Here is an 18975-nt window from a genome sequence, read left to right as displayed (position 1 = left end):
GTGATCGATTTCCGTACGTCCGCACCCGTGACCGGCAGCCTCGATGTCCAGTGGCACGCCGGCTGGCCCTCTCCGAAGCACGACCCGGCTTCCGAGATACAGGTGCATGCCTACTCCGAACACACCGTGATCCTTCGGCAGAACAAGTCCGTGCACTTCGAAGCCCCGTTCCTCTTCCTGCTGTTCGGGAACGAACGGGCGCTGCTGCTGGACACCGGCGCGACCCCGGACCCCGTCTACTTCCCCCTGCGCGCCACTGTCGACGCGCTGATCGAGCAGTGGCTGACCCGCCATCCCCGCGCGCGGTACGGACTGGTGGTCGCCCACACACACGGCCACAGCGACCACATCGCGGGCGACCCCCAGTTCGCGGACCGGCCGCACACCGAAGTCGTCGGGCCGTCGCTCGGCGAGGTACGGGAGTTCTTCGGGCTGACGGACTGGCCGGACGGCCGTGCCGAGCTGGACCTCGGCGGGCGGGTGCTCGATCTGGTGCCCGGGCCCGGGCACCAGGAGGCCGCCGTCGTCTTCCACGACCGGCACACCGGGCTGCTGCTCACCGGCGACTCGCTCTACCCCGGCCGACTGTATGTCCAGGACACGGAGGTGTTCGCCGCCACCGTCGACCGGCTGCTCGCCTTCTGCGAGACCACCCCGGTCACCCATGTCCTGGGCTGCCACATAGAGATGACGACAACCCCGGACAAGGACTACCCCCGCGGCACCACGCACCAGCCGGACGAGCCTCCGCTCCAGCTGACGACCGCGCATCTGCGACGGCTGCGCGACGCCCTCGCCGAACGCAGGACCCACAGCGGGGACTTCATCGTGGTGTACCGGGACTGACGGTGACCGTGATCCGCGCGCCGGGCAGCGCCCGCACCCGCACCGTGCACGCCCTGCCCGCCGGCACCGTCGGGTCGTCCGTCCAGGCCGGGCCGTCCAGGGCGATACGCCAGCCCGACGCGCTCGGCGGCAGCGAGATCTCCGTCGCGCCCCGCCGCCAGTGCGCCCGGTACTCCAGGCGGTACGTCCCGGACCCCTGGTCGTACGTATCGGCCGCGACCCGCCCCGCGACGGCCGCCGCGTAGGGCGCCGCGGTCTGCTCCTTGTTCGTGCGGAAGAGACCGCGCTCGTCGACGGCGCAGTAGCCGCCGCCGTAGCACCAGACATAGCCCGCCCAGCCTGAGCTGTAGCGGCTCAGGGATGCCAGCGCCTCACGGTAGAAACGGCCCATGTTCGGAAGGGAGTTGTTGAGGGGACCCCACTCTCCCACCACGACCGGGATCCGCTGCTCCTTCGGGTAGGCGGTCACGGCCGCCTCGTACGACTCGATCCAGCCTGCCGAGGGGTCATAGTCCGCGCCCGCCTCCATCGCGGTGTTGTAGAAGTGCGGTGCGTAGACGACCTTGGGGTCCTTGATCCTGCCGAGGCCGGTCGGGAGGCCCTCGCCCACGATCGGGGTCGGTTCGACGAAGACCCAGTTGCCGTCGTCGGCCGAACGGACGGCGTCGGCAAGGCGGTTGTACATCGGCGTGAGCTGATCGCGCTCGATGCGGCGGGCCGCGGCGGGGAGGTCCTCGCCCGCGCGCAGCTCACCCATCGGCTCGTTGATCAGGTCGTAGCCGAGAACGGCCGGGTGGTGCTCGAAGCGGTCGGCGATGACCCGCCACATCCGTGCCTGGGCACGGCGCAGGTCCTCGTCCTCGTAAAGGTGGGTGAAGGCGCGCTGCACGGCCGGTTCGAAGTACTCGGAGAACCAGTCGTCCGGATGCGGGGTGAAGGGCAGACCGTCGGTCCGGGTGGCCCATTCCGGGATTCCGCGATGCCCGAAGGCCGGGCCGAACACGTCCTGGTGGGAATCGATCAGCACTTGGATGTCGTATGTCTCGGCCCAGTCCAGAATCCGCTCGATCTTGCGGAGATACGCGGCGCTGTACTGGCCGCGCCGGGGCTCCAGGTCGTCCCAGAAGACCAGCAGACGGGCGAAGTTGAAGCCCTGGGCGCGCATGTCGCGGAAGTGCTTCTCGGTGATGGCGGACAGCGCCCGGTCGCCGCGGTTCGTCTTGTCCTCGACGTTCCAGCCGCGCAGGGTGAGGGTCCGGCCGCGGTCGTCGGTCAGACGGGGGATGCCGGCCGGGTCAGAGGGGGTGGCGGCGGAGGCCGGAGCCACCGCCGCCAGAACCAGAAGGAGACAGCAGCCGATCAGTACCGGGATCGTTCGGCGCGTAGGCATGGGACGGATCCCATCAGCGCACCTGACGGTCCATCAAGAGGGCCTCAGCACGATCTTTCCGAAGAGGTCGCCCGCGGCCATCTTCTCGAAGCCCTCCCGGGCCCGGTCCAGCGGCAGGACCTCGTCGATCACGGGACGTACGCCCGTTGCCCCGCAGAAGGAGAGGAGATCCTCCAGCTCGTCCTTGGTTCCCATCGTCGAGCCGACGACCTTGAGCTCCAGGAAGAAGATCCGGGTCAGTTCGGCGTGCGAGGGGCGGTCGCCGCTGGTCGCGCCGGAGATCACCAGCGTGCCGCCGGGCCGCAGCGACTTGACCGAGTGCGACCAGGTGGCGGCGCCGACGGTCTCGATGACGGCGTCCACGCGCCGCGGCAGCCGTGCGCCGGGCTCATAGGCCTCCTCCGCGCCGAGCTCGACGGCCCGCTTGCGCTTGGCCTCGTCGCGGCTGGTCGCGTACACCCGCAGTCCGGCGGCCTTGCCGAGGACGATCGCGGCGGTGGCGACGCCACCGCCCGCGCCCTGGACGAGGACCGAGTCACCGGGGCGCACCCCGGCGTTGGTGAAGAGCATGCGGTACGCGGTGAGCCAGGCGGTCGGCAGACAGGCGGCCTGTTCGAAACTGAGCTCCTTGGGCTTGGGCAGCAGGTTCCAGGTGGGGACGGAGACCTGTTCCGCGAAGGTGCCCTGGTAACGCTCGGTGAGGATGGAGCGCGGCTCGTCGGGCCCGACGCCGTGGCCGCTCTGGCCGATGACGGAGTGGAGGACCACCTCGTTGCCGTTCTCGTCGATGCCCGCGGCGTCGCAGCCGAGGATCATCGGGAGCTTGTCCTCGGCGAGGCCCACTCCCCGCAGCGACCAGAGGTCGTGGTGGTTGAGCGAGGCGGCCTTGACGGTGACGGTGCTCCAGCCCGGCCGGATCTCGGGGGCCGGGCGTTCACCCAGCTCCAGGCCGTTGAGCGGGGCGTCACGGTCGATGCGGGCTGCGTAGGCGGCGAACATGACCATGACGATAGGACGGCGGCCGGACGCGACGGAACCACGCAGAGGTGTGACACGCGCCGCGTCCCGCGCGCCGACGGCGGGCGATCCACCTGTTCGGCGCAAACTCGCACAGATTTTTCCGCTACACGGCCGTACGGGCCGTGCCGCACCCCCTCAGGAGTGCCGCACGGCCCGTACGGATGCATCGGCGGCGCGCTGTCGCGCCCCGCAACAGTGCCCGGGTCAGCGCCTCGCGACGCCCTCCGCGCGCGCAGCCGCCGCCACCGCCGCGGTGACCGCCGGGGCCACCCGCTCGTCGAAGGGGGACGGGATCACATAGTCGGCCGCCAGTGCGTCGCCCACCACGTCCGCCAGCGCGTTCGCCGCGGCGATCTTCATGCCCTCGGTGATCCGGGAGGCCCGGACCTGGAGCGCGCCCGCGAAGATCCCGGGGAAGGCCAGGACGTTGTTGATCTGGTTCGGGTAGTCGCTGCGGCCCGTCGCCACGACGGCCGCGTACTTGTGCGCGACGTCGGGGTGGACCTCGGGGTTCGGGTTGGCCATCGCGAAGACGAAGGCACCCGGCGCCATCGACGCGACCGCCTCCTCCGGGACCGTACCGCCGGAGACGCCGATGAAGACGTCCGCCCCGGCCAGCGCTGTCTCCAGGGAGCCCGAGAGACCGGCCTTGTTCGTGATCTCCGCGAGCTCGCGCTTCACGGACGTCAGGTCGTCGCGGTCCTGGCTCACGATGCCCTTGCGGTCGGCCACGGCCACGTCGCCGATGCCCGCCTCCAGCAGGAACTTCGCGATGGCCACACCCGCGGCGCCTGCGCCGGAGATGACCGCGCGCAGGTCACCCAGACCGCGTCCGGTCAGTTTCGCGGCGTTGCGCAGCGCGGCGAGGGTCACCACGGCCGTGCCGTGCTGGTCGTCGTGGAAGACCGGGATGTCGACCCGCTCCTGCAGCCTGCGCTCGATCTCGAAGCAGCGCGGCGCCGAGATGTCCTCGAGGTTCACTCCGCCGAACGAGGGCGCGAGCCGGACCACGGTCTCGATGATCTCGTCCGTGTCGGTCGTGGCGAGCGCGATCGGAACCGCGTCGACCCCGCCGAACTGCTTGAAGAGGATGGCTTTCCCCTCCATCACCGGAAGCGACGCCTCCGGCCCGATGTCGCCGAGACCGAGCACCGCTGTGCCGTCCGTCACAACTGCGACGACCTGCGACTTCCAGGTGTAGTCGTGGACGAGCTCCGGATGCTCGGCAATCGCGCTGCACACCTTGGCGACCCCGGGTGTGTACGCGAGGGACAGGTCGTCCTTGTCTCGCACCGGCACCGTGGCCTGGATGGCCATCTTGCCGCCGCGGTGCAGCGCGAAGGCCGGATCGAAGGGCTCCTCGGGAGCACCCTCCGCACCGTCTTCGCTGTCGCTGCGAGGATTGACGATCTCCGCTGCCATTTTGTTGACCCCTTAAGTCTTCATCAGTTGAGGGTGGCCACTCCTGGTTGAGGAGGGGTGGGCGGGCACCGCGTAAGTGCCCCGCCTCGGCGGTTGGCCCGCCCGGCGGGGGAGGTACGTACGCGCGGGCGCGCCGCACACGCGCCCTGAGCCCCGGATGAGGGGTGTAAGCGTCCTTCTTACCCGACCGACGGCCCCGGCGACGAGTCGATATCAGCTTGCTGACAGGACTCATTGCCGCATGTCAGGACACGTCAGCTACGCACCCGGAGACCGGTGCGAAGCACCGGTCGGGCCGCAGATTTTCCGGCCGGAAGAAGGTATCTCAGTGAAAGGTCCGGCCTTGATGTACCGGCCTCGTGAGCTTCGGGGGTGTCCCGTTACCCGATTTTGACATGCCTGGCCCCCTGGTTGGGCTAGTCCGAATGGCAAGATGCCGAAAACACTCAAGGTCGCGACACTCGAAGATGAGTGGAACGACTCAAAATGTCCTAAATGGCAGCACCTCATCCGCCGGAGGATCACGACCATGACCGCAAGCAACACCTGTCGTACGACCGCTACCAGGGCCCGGATCGCCGCGGTCGGCGCGATCGCGGTCGCCGGGTCACTGATGCTCACCGCCTGTGGTGACCAGACGGCCGAGGGCTCCAAGGAGACCAAGGGCACAACGGCGAGCAGTGCAGCGCTCTTCGACAAGCTGCCCCAGAAGTACCAGGACTCGAAGGTGATCAAGGTCGGCACCGACGCCGCCTACGCGCCCATGGAGTTCGAGGAGGGCGGCAAGATCGTCGGTATCGACCCCGACATCGCCGCCGCTCTCGGCAAGGAGCTGGGCGTCTCGTTCCAGTTCACCAACGGCACCTTCGACGGCCTGATCTCGTCGCTGAACACCGGTCGCCAGGACCTCGTCATGTCCGCCATGAGCGACACCAAGGCCCGCCAGCAGGGTCTGGACGACACGGGCAAGAAGGTCGGCGAGGGCGTCGACTTCGTCGACTACTTCACCTCCGGTGTCTCGCTCCTGGTCAAGAAGGGCAACCCGGAGAACATCCAGTCGCTCGTCGACCTGTGCGGCAAGAAGGTGGCCGTCCAGCGCGGCACGACGTACGAGAACACCTTCAAGACCCAGGCCGCCAAGTGCACCAAGGACGGCAAGGGCAAGCTCACCATCGAGGCGTTCGACACCGACGCCGAGGCCCAGACCCGCGTGAAGTCCGGCGGCGCGGTCGCCGACCTCAACGACTACCCGGTCTCCGCGTACATCGCGAAGACCGCGGGCGGCGGCAACGACTTCGAGGTCGCGGGCAACCAGACCGAGGCCGGCCCGTTCGGCATCGCCGTCGACAAGGACAACGCCCAGCTGCGCGACGCGCTCAAGGAAGCCCTGAACGCGATCATCAAGAACGGCGAGTACACCAAGATCCTGGAAAAGTGGGACGTCAAGAACAGCGCCGTCACCGAGGCGACCATCAACGCCGGCAAGTAATCCTGGCGTCCGTCTCAAAGCGTTCCACTGAAGGGCAGTCACTGTGACTGACAAGTTCGACAAGACGCCCGCCGACGAGCCACCCAAGGACTCGGCGGTCGTCAAGGTTGCATCCCACCCTGAGCAGATCAAGGCCATCCCGGTACGGCACTGGGGCCGCTGGATCAGCGGCGTCGTCGTCCTGGCGCTGCTGGCCCTGCTGGTCTATTCGTTCTCGCAGGGTGACGTCAACTGGGACACCGTCGGGGACTTCATCTTCGACGACCGGATCGTCACCGGCATGTGGCACACGCTGCTGATCAGCGTGCTGTCGATGCTCATCGGCCTGGTGCTGGGTGTCGTCTTCGCCGTCATGCGGCTTTCGAAGAACCCGGTGACCGGTGCGGTGGCCTGGCTGTACATCTGGTTCTTCCGCGGCACTCCGGTGTTCGTGCAGCTGCTGCTGTGGTTCAACCTCGCGCTGATCTTCCCCGTCCTGAACCTCGGGTTCTACAAGGACGAGATGGTCGACGTGATGACCCCGTTCGTCGTGGCCCTGCTGGGCCTGGGGCTGAACGAGGGCGCGTACATGGCCGAGATCGTCCGGGCCGGCATCCAGTCGGTCGACGAGGGCCAGACCGAGGCCTCGCACGCCCTGGGCATGTCCAGCAGCAAGACCATGCGGCGGATCGTTCTTCCGCAGGCGATGCGGGTGATCGTGCCGCCGACCGGCAACGAGTTCATCAACCTGCTCAAGACCTCCTCGCTGGTGTCCGCTGTGCAGTACACCGAGCTGCTGCGCGCGGCGCAGAACATCGGCTCCACGTCCTTCGCGGTCATGGAGATGCTGCTCGTGGCTTCGGTCTGGTACCTGGCTCTGACCAGCGTGTTCAGCGTCGGCCAGTACTATGTGGAGCGGTATTACGCACGTGGTTCGCTGCGCCAGCTGCCGCTCACGCCGTGGCAGAAGGCCAAGAAGAACCTGTTCCTCCGCAGCAGCCCCAGGGGGGTGTGACATGACCGCCATGGTGAAGGCCGAGGGCGTACACAAGTCGTACGGTCTGGCCCACGTCCTCAAGGGCATCGATCTGGAGGTCGCTCCGCAGGAGGTGTTCTGCCTGGTCGGCCCGTCCGGCTCCGGCAAGTCCACGTTCCTGCGGTGCATCAACCACCTGGAGCAGATCAACGCCGGCCGGCTCTCGGTCGACGGCCAGCTGGTGGGGTACCGGCAGAAGGGCGAAAAGCTCTACGAGCTCAAGGACAGCGAGGTCGCGTCCCAGCGCCGGGACATCGGCATGGTCTTCCAGCGCTTCAACCTCTTCCCGCACATGACCGCGCTCGCCAACGTCATGGAGGCGCCGATACAGGTCAAGGGCGAGTCCAAGGCCGTGGCCCGTGCGCGTGCCGAGCGTCTGCTCGACCGCGTGGGCCTGGGCGACAAGGGCAAGCACTACCCGACCCAGCTCTCAGGCGGTCAGCAGCAGCGTGTCGCCATCGCTCGTGCGCTGGCGATGGAGCCGAAGCTGATGCTCTTCGACGAGCCCACCTCGGCGCTCGACCCTGAGCTGGTGGGCGAGGTCCTCGACGTGATGCGCGGCCTCGCCGAGGAAGGCATGACGATGATCGTCGTCACGCACGAGATGGGCTTCGCGCGTGAGGTCGGCGATGCGCTGGTGTTCATGGACGACGGCGTCGTGGTCGAGTCCGGCCACCCCCGCGACGTCCTGAACAACCCTCAGCACGACCGCACCAAGGCCTTCCTCTCGAAGGTCCTTTGAGCAGCCACTTAAGCAGCACGGAAAGGGCGGTACGGACCTGGTGTCCGTACCGCCCTTTCCGCTGTGCCGTGTCGCTGACAGCCGGGCTACTTCACGGCCAGCAGCAGCGTGTCGGAGGGCGAGGCCCAAACGGCCCGGGCCTCCCCGAATCCGGCGTTCCGCAGCGTCTCGGCGTGCCAGCGTATGGAGGGCATCTCCCCGTCGGCGTGCTCGCCGTAGATCTCGTAGCGCTCGGCGGTCGGTCCGGCGAGCACGGGGTCCTTGGCGGCCAGTGCCCACCACTCGGACCAGTCGAGCGCGCCCGCGTCCCTGGCCCGGTCCATCTGGGCGTGGCGCTGGGCGCGTTCGGCGGCGTTGATGCGGGGGGTGTCGCGGTCGATCATGTGGTCGGCGTTCATGAGGACTCCGCCTTCGCGCACGAGCCCGGCGATCTGTCCGTAGAGCGTGGCCAGCGGTCCGCTGCGCAGCCAGTGCAGGGCGGTGGCGGTGAGGACCGCGTCGTACGAGTCGTACGGCAGCTCGGTCACCCAGTCGGGGTCCTTGAGATCGGCCGTCACGAAGGCGACCCGCTCGTCGCCCTCGAAGTAGCCCCGGGCGATGGTCAACAGAGCGGGGTCCAGATCGACCCCGGTACTTGTGGCCTTCGGGAACCGGCGCAAGAGCCGGTCCGTGATACTTCCCGTACCGCACGCGAGGTCCAGCACCCGGGGCTCGGGTCCCACCAGCGCCTCGACCATGTCGAGCATCACCCGGAACCGCTCCTCGCGATCGGGCATGTACCACTCCTGCTGCCGGTCCCAGCTCTGCTGCCAGGCCCGCCAGTCTGCTCCCGTCATCGTCTCCGACACCGGAACCCCCCCCCCGTCCGTAATACCCTCGAAGCTATAGCAGCTGTTACGCCGACCCTAGACCGCCACGGTAAGGACTACAAGTGGAACTGGCCCATTACTCGGACTATGCCGTGCGCCTGGTCAACACCGAGGAGCCGGCCCGCAACAAGGACTCCCTCACCTCGGTCGAGGCCGTCCGGGATCTCTTCGGCGTTTCCGCCCAGGCCGCGCGGCGCGCCACCGACGCGGACGTCACCCGTTTCCGGTCCGTACGGGCAAGGCTGCGCGCGGTCTTCACCGCGGCCGACGCGGGCGACGAGACCCAGGCGGTCGACCTGCTCAACTCATTGCTGCTCGAGTTCCCGGTCAACCCGCAGATCTCCGGCCACGACTACCGGGACGAGGACGGCCGGCCCAAGTGGCACATGCACCTGGCCGAGCATCCGTCCAACGCGACAGCGGGGTACGCCGCGATCGCCGCGATGGGGCTCGCGTTCCATCTGACCGAGTACGGAGTCGACCGGCTCGGCCTGTGCCAGGCAGCGCCGTGCCGCAACGCCTATCTGGACACCTCGACCAACCGCTCCCGACGCTACTGCTCGGACCGCTGCGCGACGCGCGCCAACGTGGCCGCCTACCGCGCCCGCAAGCGCCTCGAGACGGAACGGTCGGACAGCACCGGCCTCACCGCCGAGAACGCCCACGCGGCGACCCCGCGCACGGATCGCTGATCCCGCGCGAGCGGCCGGTACCTGCCGCGTACCCGCCCCAGGAGGAGCTCATGGGGCACCGTGCCGAACAGCCGGCTGTCCCCCTCCGCCCCCGGATTGTCACCGAGCACCCACCAGCCGTCCTCGCGCCGCTCGACGAGCCGCTTGACGATGAGCAGGTCCTGCTGGAGCGGATGACGCAGCACGGCAACGTCGCCGGACCGCACCTCCGCGCCGTAGTGCACCAGCAGTTGATCCCCGTGCTTGAGCGTCGGGTACATGGAAGGACCTGTCACCTCGGCGACCCCGAACGGCACTTTCGGCTCCCGCCCCTGATCGGTCATCCGCCACCTCCGAGTCCCACGGTATGTTCGCCCACCAGTCCCATACTGACCCTGGACTTTTGTCCTAAGCCCTAGGGGGCACTCGCGAAAACACGTCTCTCACGGAGTAATGTCCCACCTGAGAAGACGATCACGAGGAAGGACAGCTCAATGCTCTCCCGCCTGTTTGCCCCGAAGGTGAAGGTCAGCGCCCACTGCGACCTGCCTTGCGGTGTCTACGACCCGGCCCAGGCCCGTATCGAGGCCGAGTCGGTCAAGGCCGTCCAGGAGAAGTTCCAGGCCAACGAGGACCCGCACTTCCGGGCCCGCGCCACGGTCATCAAGGAGCAGCGCGCGGAGCTCGCCAAGCACCACGTCTCGGTGCTGTGGAGCGACTACTTCAAGCCGCCGCACTTCGAGAAGTACCCCGAGCTGCACCAGCTGGTCAACGACGCCCTCAAGGCGCTGTCGGCCGCGAAGGCATCGACGGACCCGGCGACCGGCCAGAAGGCGCTGGACTACATCGCCCAGATCGACAAGATCTTCTGGGAGACCAAGAAGGCCTGATCTTTGCCTAGGCCGCCTGACCTGCGCTTTCGTGGGTCGAATCGCCTACCGGTCCGCACCCGGTCCGCAGGCCGCCGATAACGGCGTCCATGACGGATCGGGTGCGGTCTTCTTCCCCCGGCCACAGGTGCGCGTAGATAGGCAGGGTGATGACCGCGGACGCATGGCCGAGGACCATCTGGACCTGCTTGACGCTCGCCCCGCCCGCGATGAGGGCGGAGGCGTAGACGTGCCCCAGATCGTGGGTCACCATGTGCGGCAGCGCGACGGGCTTGCGGCCCTCACGCTCGGCCGCCTCGTTCTCCGCCGCCTGGAGCGCGCGACGGGCGCAGTTCCATTCGGTCTTCCAGCGACGGTAGTTGAGGGGTTTGCCCTCCTCCATGGTGAACAGCCACTCTTTCGAGGGCCGTGCAGCGAGATGCGCGAGGAGCGCGTCCGTGACAACCTCTCCGACCGGAACCGTGCGCCGGGACTTGCCGGTCTTCGGCGGACCGATCAGGCCCGATTGGAGACGCTGGCGCTCGACGCGGATGGTGCCGTTCTTGAAGTCGACGTCCGAGACCTGCAGGCCGAGCAACTCGCCTATACACAAGCCTGATCCGGCCAGTACGACGATCGCGGCGCGGATGTACGGCGGCATGACACCGGCCATCGCATTGACCTGCGCGACGGTCGGCGGAGTGATCTCCTCGTCCGGCATGGACGGGAGCGTGATCCGCTTGCAGGGGCTTGCGGCCATGACCTGGTCCTCGACCGCGGCCATCATGACGCGGACGAGGACGTCGTAAACGTTGCGCACGCTGCCGGGCCCGAGCTGCTCGGACAACTTCTTGAAGGGCGGCTGGATATGGGTCCGCCGCAGGGACGCCATCGCGTAGGAGCCGAGCGCGGGTATCAGGTGCACCCGCAGAGCGTTGTCGGTGATCCGGGTGCCCGCCTCACCGGCGATCTGCTCACCCTCCCACTTCGTCGCGTACTTCTCGAAGGAGATCCTTCCGGCGCGCGGATCGACATACAGGCCGGTGACCATGCTGGTCGTGACCTGGTCGAGCCACCGCTGGGCGTCGACCTTACGGTCGAAGTGACGGGCATGCTCCTTGCCGTCGAGGTCGCGGTAGCGGGCCCGCCATTTGCCATTGAGGCGCTTTTACGTGTGCTACGCGGACCCGCTACCTGCTTTTTCGCAGGTCAGCAGATATTTTGGGTTCCGCTGGTGTCCGTGGTCGTGCGGGGGATTCCATGGGTGTTGCCATCGATACTGCCGTCAGGCTCGGCCGCGGGCGACGCCTGGCCGTCGGCCTCGATGGACGCGGTCAGCCTGACGAGGTACTTCAGGCCCACGGCGGTGACAGGCGGCGGTGCGGCGCGGCGGAAATGGTTCCGCCCGTCCCGTTACTAGCGGGACGGGCGGGAACTCCTAGCTCAGGGAGTTGAGAGCCTCTCTCACTTCCTCCTCCCGATAACCGCTCCGCAGGAACAGTTCCTCAGGGCCCAGTGACACACACACAGCCTCGAGCATGCGGCGCCACTTCGCCATGTCCTCAGAAGCGGCCACAATTTCGATCATTGACGACGCGAAGACCGGCTCCTCGCCGCTTCCGGAAGCCAGGCGGAACCGGACACCAACCGTGGTCTCCCCGATTTCTCCACGGGCCCGACGGAGGTTGCGCAGCAGGTCGCTCGCATCCGTGCGCGTGCAATCCTGGGACTCGATGACCTGGTCCGAAACGTTAGGCAACTCCTTGGCCACTTGGAAGACCACTCCGAACCGCTCCGGGCTCATTTCCACAAGCACACTGGAATCGTTGGCACTGGGATTCGTGGAATCACTCGAGTTCATTGTCGAAGTACTGCTTTCCGTTCTTAGGCGTGAACACCGTACCTCCCGTCGTGCCCGGGTTCTCGATGACCACGGCCCCCTTGTCCGGGTCCCAGTACCCCACACGTCCTCTCTTGAGGTACCTGACCTGTACATTGGGAACCTCACCTGTTATCACCCCGTCCACGTACTCGGGCATGGCCTTGGGGGCGACCCCTCGCACGTAGTGTGATCCGTCACCGGCCGCCGCCCGCTGCGCCGCGTGGTTGGCGATATTCACCGCTTCCGGTTCGCACGGTGTCGAATTGTGAACGAGGACCGGCGTCTCGCCCGCCAGCACATAGTACGTGTGTGTGCCGGAAGGGCGTCACCTGCATTTCGCTGGTCAACAAATTCCGGCCCGTCCGTGGATGTGCGTGGAAGTGCCCTGTCGTACGCCCGTGTTGCCGTCGGCGTTGCCGTCAGACGACCCAGGAGCCCCGCCGGAATGTCCTTCCGACGGGGCTCCTCAGTGTTCTTGGGTCTCGCGCCCTGGATAGGTTACGGACTTATCGCTCCCCGCCCTTATACCTCATCTCCGCCGACCGAGAGCAATGCACTCTCAATTGCATCACGAAGATACGACCGCGCGTTTCCTGCGTCAGCCTTCCCAAGCAGGATCGAGAGGAATTCAGAATCCGGGTAGCCATTCACCCCTTCATCTTTCATGGCCCCCACTTGCGACCAAATAGCGATCATCATCTCGTTGCAGGCTCGGGCTTGCCGTAGTCCGTCCGAACTCTCCTCGGAGAAAATAAAGCGTGCCGAGATCCCCAGCCGATGCCCAAAGAGCAGCAGGAATGCCTCTTTGGACTCCGATTCCAGGATCGCAAGGACTTGCTCTCGAATGTTCATTGATCCATGTCCCAGAAATCCTCGTCCGTCATCCGCCGACCGCCACCATAGGACTCACGGGGCAATGAATCGACATCGTATCCACGTGACCGCAGAACCGCGACCCTGGTGTTTCCATTCATGATCGTTCCGTCCGGCTTGACGATCAGTGGTTCATGCGCTCCCGGCCGCAAGGAGAAGGCGATGTCGTCTGTATCTTGCTTGTGCCAGAAGTCCAATGAACTCTTATCCAGCGAACTGTCTGGGTGCAGTGACTTCAGCGGGGGATCACACGGACCTGAATTGTGAACGAGTACCGGAGTCTTACCCGCCAGCACATAGTACGTGTGCTACGCGACCCCTCTCTATCTGCGTATTCCCAGATCAGCAGCCGTTTCGGGTTCCGCTGGTGTCCGTGGTTGTGCGGGGGAATCCGTGGGTGTTGCCGTCGCTACTGCCGTCAGGAGCGACGGGGCTCATGGTGGCGCTGCCGCTGGTGTGGGGTGTCGGCGCAGGGGACTTTACTGCCAGGCCCCGGGCTCGGCACGGAGTATGGCTCGGGCGGTCTGCTCGTAGTGCTGGTGGCCGGTCTGGGCGCAGTGTTCGGCGATCCAGCGCGTCAGCTCATCCGGAGTGTGCAGGGTGCCGGATGTGGCACCGCAGTTGCTTTCCTCGCCGGTGACGCAGACCGCCGTGAAGGCCGGCAGAGCCATGGGGTCGGGGATGGTGGTCACGTGGTACTCGCGGAAGCGGTAGCGCCCCCGTGCGGAGTCGCGGACCGGTGCGTCGGTGTCCGCAGAGTCAGGCACCCTCGTCCGCCTCTTCCTCTTCCGGGTCCGGGAGGCACTGCCCGCGCGAGTCGGCAACCCGGAGCGCGTCCGCCAGTGCCTCGGTCAACCGGCAAGCCAGCCAGCGGTATTCGGTGGCCGACAGGCTCTTCGCGCCGGGGGCCGTGGCGTCGCGGGCGTACTCCAGCAGCTCCTTGCCCATGCCCAGCTGTACCGACTCGATGTTGTCGGCGAGGGTGGAGAGGTAGCCGTGGCCGTCGGTGCTGAGGTAGCAGGGCCTTCCCTCGGGGGTGGTCCACGGCAGCAGGCGCGGGCCTGTCAGTCCTGCTGCCGCGTCGTGGAGATCCCTGCGGCGCATGCGGTCCGCGTCGCTCCTGGGCTGGTTCACCGTGTACCCCCGGGCCTGGTCGCTGATTGGGACACGAAGACCGTAGGTACTGATGAGCCGTCACTCCACGTATGCGTCACGACAGTTAGTGGCACACGGTGCGGAAAGTGTTGCGTTGCGTGACAGTTAGCCGACGACGCCCAGGTGGTCGGCCATCTCGCGCATGTCGGCGGTGAGGGTGCGCTTGCGCTTCTTGAGGATCTCCTGCATCGTCTCGGCGGCCATCCGCTGGTGCCGCAGCCATTCCGGGGAGGCATGGCGGACGCCTGCCAGTTCATCCATGGCCGTTGTCAGGTCGCCGGTGCGGGCGTGGGCTCGGGCCACATCGAGGCGGTGGCGGTTCCAGTTGTCGTCACTGGGCCTGCCGGTGTGCTTCCACGCCTTGGGGGACATGGCGTCCTCGCTGGACTTGCGGACGACGGTGCGGGCGTCCCCCAGGACCATGGCGTCCTCGACGCCTTTCATGCCGACGGTGAGCGGTCCGAAGGTGGTCCAGTGGCGGAAGAACGATCCGGTGTGTTCCCGGCCCACGGCGGCTGCGGCGGTGGTGGCCACCCGGTGATAGTGGCGGGCTTCCTGGGGGCGGTTGTTGCGGCCGGCGGCTGCGGCGGCGCGCAGGGCGAGCCATCCCCACGCCGCACACTCGTCCGGGGTGGCGCGCGAAAGCCGGGGTTCGATCACGTCGGCGGTCCGGGCGGCGAGTTGTTCGGCCTCGTCCAGGCGGCCCTGGCGCAGCAGCAGCCAGCACATGCCGATGACGCCGGAGGCCGCGGTGAGAGTGTCCCTGGTGCGGCGGGCGTCGGTGATCGCGTGGGACAGGGCGGTGTAGGCGAGGTCGTACTGCCGTACCTGGGTCAGGTAGCGGCCGGCCAACTGCATCGCCTCGGCGCGGGCCAAGAGGGCCTGGTGGTGTTCTTCGCCGTGGTCGAAGTGGGCCACCGCCGTGTCGGCGTCGCGCAGGAGCGCGGGCAGCTGGGAGGCGACGCTCTTGTAGCTGTCGGAGTGGTAGAGCACCGCTCCGTCGTGGACGGTGCGGCGGAAGCGCCGCAGGTTCGGCTCTTCCTCGGCCCTCTCGCCGTCCGGCTCGGCAAGGCCCACGGGTGGGGTGAGGGCGGCACGGAGCTGGATCAGGTTGACCCGGTTCGGGTCTTCTCCTCGTCCCACGGGTTGTGGGGCGTCCGGGGCCAGCAGGGTCGCCGTGGTCACGCCCAGTGCGCGGGCGAGGCTGAAGCAGAGTCTGCAGCGGCTGCGGGACTGGTGGTGCCCGCGGCGGACGGCGGGCCAGTGGAGTTCGACCGCGTGGTGCCGCCGAGTGGCAACCTGCAGGTCGCGGGCAAGCAGTTCTGGCTGGGCCCGGCCCGGTCGGGACTGACGGTGACGTTCTGGGCCGACACGCAGGTGATCCATCTGCTGATCGCGGGGGCTCGGGTGAAGACGGTGCGCTCGCACCTGTCCGTGGCCGATCTGGCGGTGCTGGCAGCCCGCGGTGGGCGTGCGGCTGGGCCGTCGCCGCTGCCGGCCGATGACGCAGCTGCGTTCGAGGTGGACCGGGTGGTCAACAACAGCGGGCTGGTGTCCCTGGGCGGCACCAGGTGCTGGCGGCCGAGGTCCTGGGCGGGCGCCCGGTCGGCATCCGGATCGACGAGGGGACGCTGTCGTTCTTCGACCCGCAGTCCCGGGAGCTGCTGCGGGTGCGGCCCAACCCGTTGGGCGTCGAGGAGGTCCGGCGCCTGCGAGGAATCCGGCCGGCAGGTCCGCCGCCACGACCACGCGTCGAGCCGGTCCGGGTCCAGCGACGGATCAGCACCCACGGAACGATCATGGTCTGTCGGCAGGTCGTCTCGCTCGGCCGGACATACGCGGGGCAGACCGTGACCGTGCACGTGGCGGAGTCGACGATCACGGTCGAGCTGGAGGGAGGGGTCCGGGTCATCCAGCGGACCACCAGCGTCCCGGTCCGCAACGTGAAAGCGAACAAGCCCCGCGAAGTGTCCGATGTTGTCTAGGCCCACCGTCAAGCATCACCTGGGATCAAAACGTCGGGCATCAAGTGGGACTAGACACAGAGTGGCCACTGATCGAGTGATGGCTGAGCCGAAGCACGCTAGTTGTCACATAGGCAGGCTTGCTGTCGCTGTGGCCGAGGCTGCATGCGTTGGACTTGACCAGCTGAACACCGATGCCACCGAAGCTGGTTGAGGCAGCCAGGGGTTGTCAGTGGCTGGTGACAGGATCACCGGCATGGTTTCCGTACGTACTACTCCGCCGCGGCCCGTGGACGTGACCGCGGTCTTTCCCGAGCTGGCGCCGTTGGCACGTCCTGCGATTCGGCTGCACCCTCGTCCCGGGTCGCCTTCGGTCGGGGAGAGCTCGGTCGGGGGGCCGTTGCTGTGGCCGGCTGAGGAGCCATGGCCGCACTGCGAAGCCTCGCACCTGCACCGTGACAGTGGGTTCCGCCAGTCGCCGGCCGAAGTGCGGCTCATAAGGCGCATGCGGGCCCGGTGGCACGGTGATCACGATGGTCCTGGGATAACGCCCGAGGAGGAGGCGATCAAGGAACGGAACGCCGCGAGGCTCGCGGAGCGCCTCGACGCCGGCCCTCCGTTGCCCGCGGACTGCCCGGTCCCCATGCTGCCCGTGGTCCAGCTGTATCTGCGCGACATACCCCTGTTGCGGCCGCCCGGACAGGACGATCTGCTCCAGGTTCTGTGGTGTCCCTACGACCACGATCCGAATTGGAAGCCGTCGACCGCGCTGTTCTGGCGGTCCGCCGCCGAGGTCGTCGACATCCTCGCCACACCGCCCGAGCCGTACGAGGTGAACTATGAGGGCTATGTGCCGGAACCGTGCGTGCTGGCACCGGAAGCGATCACCGAGTACCCCGCCAGCCTCGATCTGAGCCCGCAGATGCTGCTGATGGTGGAGGACTGGAGCAGATGGCAGGCAGCCGGTGCCGACGTGGACAGCTCCTACGCGGACTGTCCGCGGGACTTCTATGACGTCCATCTGGCTGACGCGCCCGGCTGGAAGGTCGGTGGCTGGCCTCCGTGGGGCCGCACCGATCCCAACCCCCGATACTGCACTGTCTGTGATGTACAGATGGTCCCGCTGCTGACCATCGCCTCCTTCGAATGGGACGGCGGTGAGGGACACAGCTGGGCGCCTTGCGAAGAACAGGCCGCCGCCTACGCCGCCAACACCGTCGGTCATTGCTGTGGCCAGGACCCCTCGCAGCCGACCAAGGTCGAAGTCGGCAGCACCGACAACATGCAGATCTATGTCTGCCCGACCTCTCCCGAGCATCCGCACACCGACCTGATCCAATGAGCTGTCGAGCCTGTCACACACCCTCCGTAGTCGGTGGAAGAAGTGCCGCCGCGTCAGGGTGTGCGACAAGCCGTTTGCCTCACGGCGGCGGGACCCGCAACGCACGAGGCTCCTGTGCCGTTGGGGGAGGTGTTCGAAGTCTCAACCCGTCGGCACAGGAGCCTCGTTGGTTTCCCATCCTGCCGCACTCGACCTGCCGCACGCGCTGGTTGAGTGGGTCACCATGCTCATCGTCACCCGTGAGGGTGACCGCCGCTGCAAGCTCCCACCGCACCAGCGCGCGCTGGTCGCCTTGGTGTACCTGCGCAAGCACGACACCCTCGCGCAGATCGCCGCCGGCTTCGGCATCTCGGTGGGCACCGCCCACGCCTACACCCACACCGTGGTCGACCTGCTCGCGGTGCGGGCACCTGGCCTGCTCAAAGTCCTGCGTGAAGCCGACCCGGACTTCGTCCTGCTCGACGGCACCCTCGCCGCATGCGACCGCCTCGGCGACGGCCGGGCGGACTACTCCGCCAAGCACCGCCGCCACGGCGTGAACGTCCAGGTGGTCACCGATCTGACCGGACGCCTGCTATGGATCTCGCCCGCTCTGCCGGGCCGGACCCATGACCTGACCGCGGCCCGCACCCACCGGATCATCCGGTTCTGCGAACGCCAAGGCGTCCCGATCCTTGCCGACCGCGCCTACATCGGCGCCGGACCGTGGGTCACCACACCGGTCAGACGCCCACCCGGTCGCGACCTGTCACCAACCCAGCGCACCGTCAACCGCGCGCTCTCGGCAGTACGGGCACCGGTCGAACGGGGCGTGGCCCGCCTGAAGTCCTGGCGGATCTTCCACCACGCGCGCTGTAGCCCGAATCGAATGTCGTCAATCGCCGCTGCCGTCCTCACCCTAGAGCGGCAACGCTGAAATAGCTCTCTGAACAGCTCACCCGCTGACCGAGCACGGACAGCCCCCGCCACCCCGGAACGTGCGTTTCAGTGTCGATGCCTTCGCTTTGGGCCGGCGTCGGGCATGGCGCAGACGCTCGGTGCCATCGCGCGTGGGCGCCGCACCATGCTCGGCGAACAGTCCACTGACGTTGCCGTCACCCGTTGCCGTCAACGGCCTGCCAGGCACAAGAAAATCAATCTCTCTCCACCCGCTCAAGAATGAGGTCGATTTCAGATTCGATCTCTTGATCCGCCGTTAGGTGAATATGAGAACCTTCATGAACACCTTGCTGAGCAAGGGTCAATAGGTGACGTGCCAGTGAAGTCAATCCGGCGCGATTCGCCTTGATGACCACCTCCGTCGATCCGACCGTCAATTCGATCTCAAAATCATCGTCCCAGACGAAGCGCAGACCTTCCCCTGCCCGGCACTCTGGAACATCGATCACATGATCCATCGCTACTATCACTTTCTGTGGAGACACAG

22 protein-coding genes are annotated in these 18975 nt (G+C 67.3%); 9 read left to right on the top strand and 13 right to left on the bottom strand.

Going from position 1 to position 18975, the window contains the following annotated elements:
• The gene (locus OOK40_RS28695) at window positions 1-846 is read left to right on the top strand and encodes an MBL fold metallo-hydrolase (protein WP_266487289.1); all 846 of its coding nucleotides are present in this window, start codon (window positions 1-3) and stop codon (window positions 844-846) included.
• Here the strand turns inward: OOK40_RS28695 and OOK40_RS28690 are convergent.
• From OOK40_RS28690 to OOK40_RS28680, 3 genes are all read right to left on the bottom strand, one after another.
• Window positions 824-2236: a glycoside hydrolase family 5 protein gene (locus tag OOK40_RS28690; RefSeq protein WP_266487287.1), complete on the bottom strand. Its 1413-nt coding sequence runs from the start codon at window positions 2234-2236 to the stop codon at window positions 824-826. The two genes, OOK40_RS28695 and OOK40_RS28690, sit on opposite strands and share 23 nt — an antisense overlap.
• Window positions 2237-2269: 33 nt before the next feature.
• Window positions 2270-3235: a zinc-binding dehydrogenase gene (locus OOK40_RS28685; protein WP_266487286.1), complete on the bottom strand. Its 966-nt coding sequence runs from the start codon at window positions 3233-3235 to the stop codon at window positions 2270-2272.
• A gap of 225 nt (window positions 3236-3460) precedes the next feature.
• Window positions 3461-4678, bottom strand: coding sequence for an NADP-dependent malic enzyme (locus OOK40_RS28680; protein WP_266487285.1), 1218 nt, complete (start codon window positions 4676-4678; stop codon window positions 3461-3463).
• Between the two features lie 529 nt (window positions 4679-5207).
• Between OOK40_RS28680 and OOK40_RS28675 the strand changes: the two genes are divergently transcribed.
• From OOK40_RS28675 to OOK40_RS28665, 3 genes are read left to right on the top strand one after another with little or no spacing between them, the layout of a single operon-like run.
• The gene (locus OOK40_RS28675) at window positions 5208-6167 is read left to right on the top strand and encodes an ABC transporter substrate-binding protein (RefSeq protein WP_266487283.1); all 960 of its coding nucleotides are present in this window, start codon (window positions 5208-5210) and stop codon (window positions 6165-6167) included.
• 43 nt (window positions 6168-6210) lie between these two features.
• Window positions 6211-7161, top strand: coding sequence for an amino acid ABC transporter permease (locus OOK40_RS28670; protein ID WP_266487282.1), 951 nt, complete (start codon window positions 6211-6213; stop codon window positions 7159-7161).
• A gap of 1 nt (window position 7162) precedes the next feature.
• Window positions 7163-7924, top strand: a complete 762-nt coding sequence (locus OOK40_RS28665) for an amino acid ABC transporter ATP-binding protein (RefSeq protein ID WP_323136127.1) — start codon at window positions 7163-7165, stop codon at window positions 7922-7924.
• 86 nt (window positions 7925-8010) lie between these two features.
• On the opposite strand, the gene OOK40_RS28660 is transcribed toward OOK40_RS28665, so the two are convergent.
• The gene (locus tag OOK40_RS28660) at window positions 8011-8760 is read right to left on the bottom strand and encodes a trans-aconitate 2-methyltransferase (protein WP_266487281.1); all 750 of its coding nucleotides are present in this window, start codon (window positions 8758-8760) and stop codon (window positions 8011-8013) included.
• Window positions 8761-8855: 95 nt separating this feature from the next.
• Here OOK40_RS28660 and OOK40_RS28655 point away from each other — a divergent pair, with 95 nt between their 5' ends.
• Complete coding sequence (locus OOK40_RS28655; protein ID WP_266487280.1) at window positions 8856-9485, top strand: CGNR zinc finger domain-containing protein; 630 nt, start codon at window positions 8856-8858, stop codon at window positions 9483-9485.
• Here the strand turns inward: OOK40_RS28655 and sodX are convergent.
• Window positions 9389-9808 carry a nickel-type superoxide dismutase maturation protease gene (gene sodX / locus OOK40_RS28650; RefSeq protein WP_266487279.1) on the bottom strand — a complete coding sequence of 140 codons (420 nt, stop codon included), beginning with the start codon at window positions 9806-9808 and terminating at the stop codon, window positions 9389-9391. The genes OOK40_RS28655 and sodX overlap by 97 nt on opposite strands.
• A gap of 150 nt (window positions 9809-9958) precedes the next feature.
• On the opposite strand from sodX, the gene sodN reads away from it, so the two are divergent.
• Window positions 9959-10354 carry a superoxide dismutase, Ni gene (gene sodN / locus OOK40_RS28645; protein ID WP_215095254.1) on the top strand — a complete coding sequence of 132 codons (396 nt, stop codon included), beginning with the start codon at window positions 9959-9961 and terminating at the stop codon, window positions 10352-10354.
• A 7-nt stretch (window positions 10355-10361) separates the two neighbouring features.
• On the opposite strand, the gene OOK40_RS28640 is transcribed toward sodN, so the two are convergent.
• From OOK40_RS28640 to OOK40_RS28610, 7 genes are all read right to left on the bottom strand, one after another.
• Window positions 10362-11384: a tyrosine recombinase XerC gene (locus OOK40_RS28640; protein ID WP_266487278.1), complete on the bottom strand. Its 1023-nt coding sequence runs from the start codon at window positions 11382-11384 to the stop codon at window positions 10362-10364.
• 387 nt (window positions 11385-11771) lie between these two features.
• A complete protein-coding gene (locus OOK40_RS28635) occupies window positions 11772-12149 on the bottom strand; it encodes a hypothetical protein (protein WP_266487277.1) in 378 nt (125 codons plus the stop codon).
• Window positions 12150-12180: 31 nt separating this feature from the next.
• Entirely contained in the window at window positions 12181-12513 is a 333-nt protein-coding gene (locus OOK40_RS28630; protein WP_266487276.1) for a hypothetical protein, read from the bottom strand.
• A gap of 224 nt (window positions 12514-12737) precedes the next feature.
• Window positions 12738-13067, bottom strand: coding sequence for a hypothetical protein (locus OOK40_RS28625; RefSeq protein ID WP_266487274.1), 330 nt, complete (start codon window positions 13065-13067; stop codon window positions 12738-12740).
• A 500-nt stretch (window positions 13068-13567) separates the two neighbouring features.
• Window positions 13568-13855, bottom strand: coding sequence for a hypothetical protein (locus OOK40_RS28620; protein WP_266487273.1), 288 nt, complete (start codon window positions 13853-13855; stop codon window positions 13568-13570).
• Complete coding sequence (locus OOK40_RS28615) at window positions 13848-14192, bottom strand: hypothetical protein (protein WP_266487712.1); 345 nt, start codon at window positions 14190-14192, stop codon at window positions 13848-13850. Before OOK40_RS28615 ends, OOK40_RS28620 begins: the two co-directional genes overlap by 8 nt.
• A 156-nt stretch (window positions 14193-14348) precedes the next feature.
• On the bottom strand, window positions 14349-15428 hold the full coding sequence (locus OOK40_RS28610) for a transcriptional regulator (protein WP_266487272.1): 1080 nt from the start codon (window positions 15426-15428) through the stop codon (window positions 14349-14351).
• Between the two features lie 386 nt (window positions 15429-15814).
• On the opposite strand from OOK40_RS28610, the gene OOK40_RS28605 reads away from it, so the two are divergent.
• The 3 genes from OOK40_RS28605 to OOK40_RS28595 all read left to right on the top strand — a co-directional run bounded on the left by OOK40_RS28605 (window position 15815) and on the right by OOK40_RS28595 (window position 18465).
• A complete protein-coding gene (locus tag OOK40_RS28605; protein ID WP_266487270.1) occupies window positions 15815-16228 on the top strand; it encodes a hypothetical protein in 414 nt (137 codons plus the stop codon).
• A gap of 235 nt (window positions 16229-16463) precedes the next feature.
• Window positions 16464-17549, top strand: a complete 1086-nt coding sequence (locus OOK40_RS28600) for a hypothetical protein (protein ID WP_266487268.1) — start codon at window positions 16464-16466, stop codon at window positions 17547-17549.
• A gap of 166 nt (window positions 17550-17715) precedes the next feature.
• Window positions 17716-18465, top strand: coding sequence for a transposase (locus tag OOK40_RS28595; protein ID WP_266487266.1), 750 nt, complete (start codon window positions 17716-17718; stop codon window positions 18463-18465).
• A gap of 217 nt (window positions 18466-18682) precedes the next feature.
• Here OOK40_RS28595 and OOK40_RS28590 read toward each other — a convergent pair whose 3' ends face one another.
• Window positions 18683-18946: a hypothetical protein gene (locus OOK40_RS28590; protein WP_266487265.1), complete on the bottom strand. Its 264-nt coding sequence runs from the start codon at window positions 18944-18946 to the stop codon at window positions 18683-18685.
• Between the last annotated feature and the right edge of the window lie 29 nt (window positions 18947-18975).

Source organism: Streptomyces sp. NBC_01481, from assembly GCF_026339995.1.
In the GTDB taxonomy this organism is placed as follows: domain Bacteria; phylum Actinomycetota; class Actinomycetes; order Streptomycetales; family Streptomycetaceae; genus Streptomyces.
The sequence above is the reverse complement of the archived record's forward strand: the minus strand, read 5'-3'. Positions and strand labels throughout refer to the sequence as shown.

Excerpts from the sequence above, each read along its gene's own strand:
- OOK40_RS28665 (WP_323136127.1), top strand. The coding sequence starts at position 7,163 with ATGACCGCCATGGTGAAGGCCGAGGGCGTACACAAGTCGTACGGTCTG.
- OOK40_RS28615 (WP_266487712.1), bottom strand. The coding sequence starts at position 14,192 with ATGCGCCGCAGGGATCTCCACGACGCGGCAGCAGGACTGACAGGCCCG.
- OOK40_RS28690 (WP_266487287.1), bottom strand. The coding sequence starts at position 2,236 with ATGCCTACGCGCCGAACGATCCCGGTACTGATCGGCTGCTGTCTCCTT.
- OOK40_RS28685 (WP_266487286.1), bottom strand. The coding sequence starts at position 3,235 with ATGTTCGCCGCCTACGCAGCCCGCATCGACCGTGACGCCCCGCTCAAC.
- OOK40_RS28640 (WP_266487278.1), bottom strand. The coding sequence starts at position 11,384 with ATGGTCACCGGCCTGTATGTCGATCCGCGCGCCGGAAGGATCTCCTTC.
- OOK40_RS28600 (WP_266487268.1), top strand. The coding sequence starts at position 16,464 with ATGGTTTCCGTACGTACTACTCCGCCGCGGCCCGTGGACGTGACCGCG.
- OOK40_RS28625 (WP_266487274.1), bottom strand. The coding sequence starts at position 13,067 with ATGAACATTCGAGAGCAAGTCCTTGCGATCCTGGAATCGGAGTCCAAA.
- OOK40_RS28680 (WP_266487285.1), bottom strand. The coding sequence starts at position 4,678 with ATGGCAGCGGAGATCGTCAATCCTCGCAGCGACAGCGAAGACGGTGCG.
- OOK40_RS28660 (WP_266487281.1), bottom strand. The coding sequence starts at position 8,760 with ATGACGGGAGCAGACTGGCGGGCCTGGCAGCAGAGCTGGGACCGGCAG.
- sodX (WP_266487279.1), bottom strand. The coding sequence starts at position 9,808 with ATGACCGATCAGGGGCGGGAGCCGAAAGTGCCGTTCGGGGTCGCCGAG.
- sodN (WP_215095254.1), top strand. The coding sequence starts at position 9,959 with ATGCTCTCCCGCCTGTTTGCCCCGAAGGTGAAGGTCAGCGCCCACTGC.
- OOK40_RS28590 (WP_266487265.1), bottom strand. The coding sequence starts at position 18,946 with ATGGATCATGTGATCGATGTTCCAGAGTGCCGGGCAGGGGAAGGTCTG.
- OOK40_RS28675 (WP_266487283.1), top strand. The coding sequence starts at position 5,208 with ATGACCGCAAGCAACACCTGTCGTACGACCGCTACCAGGGCCCGGATC.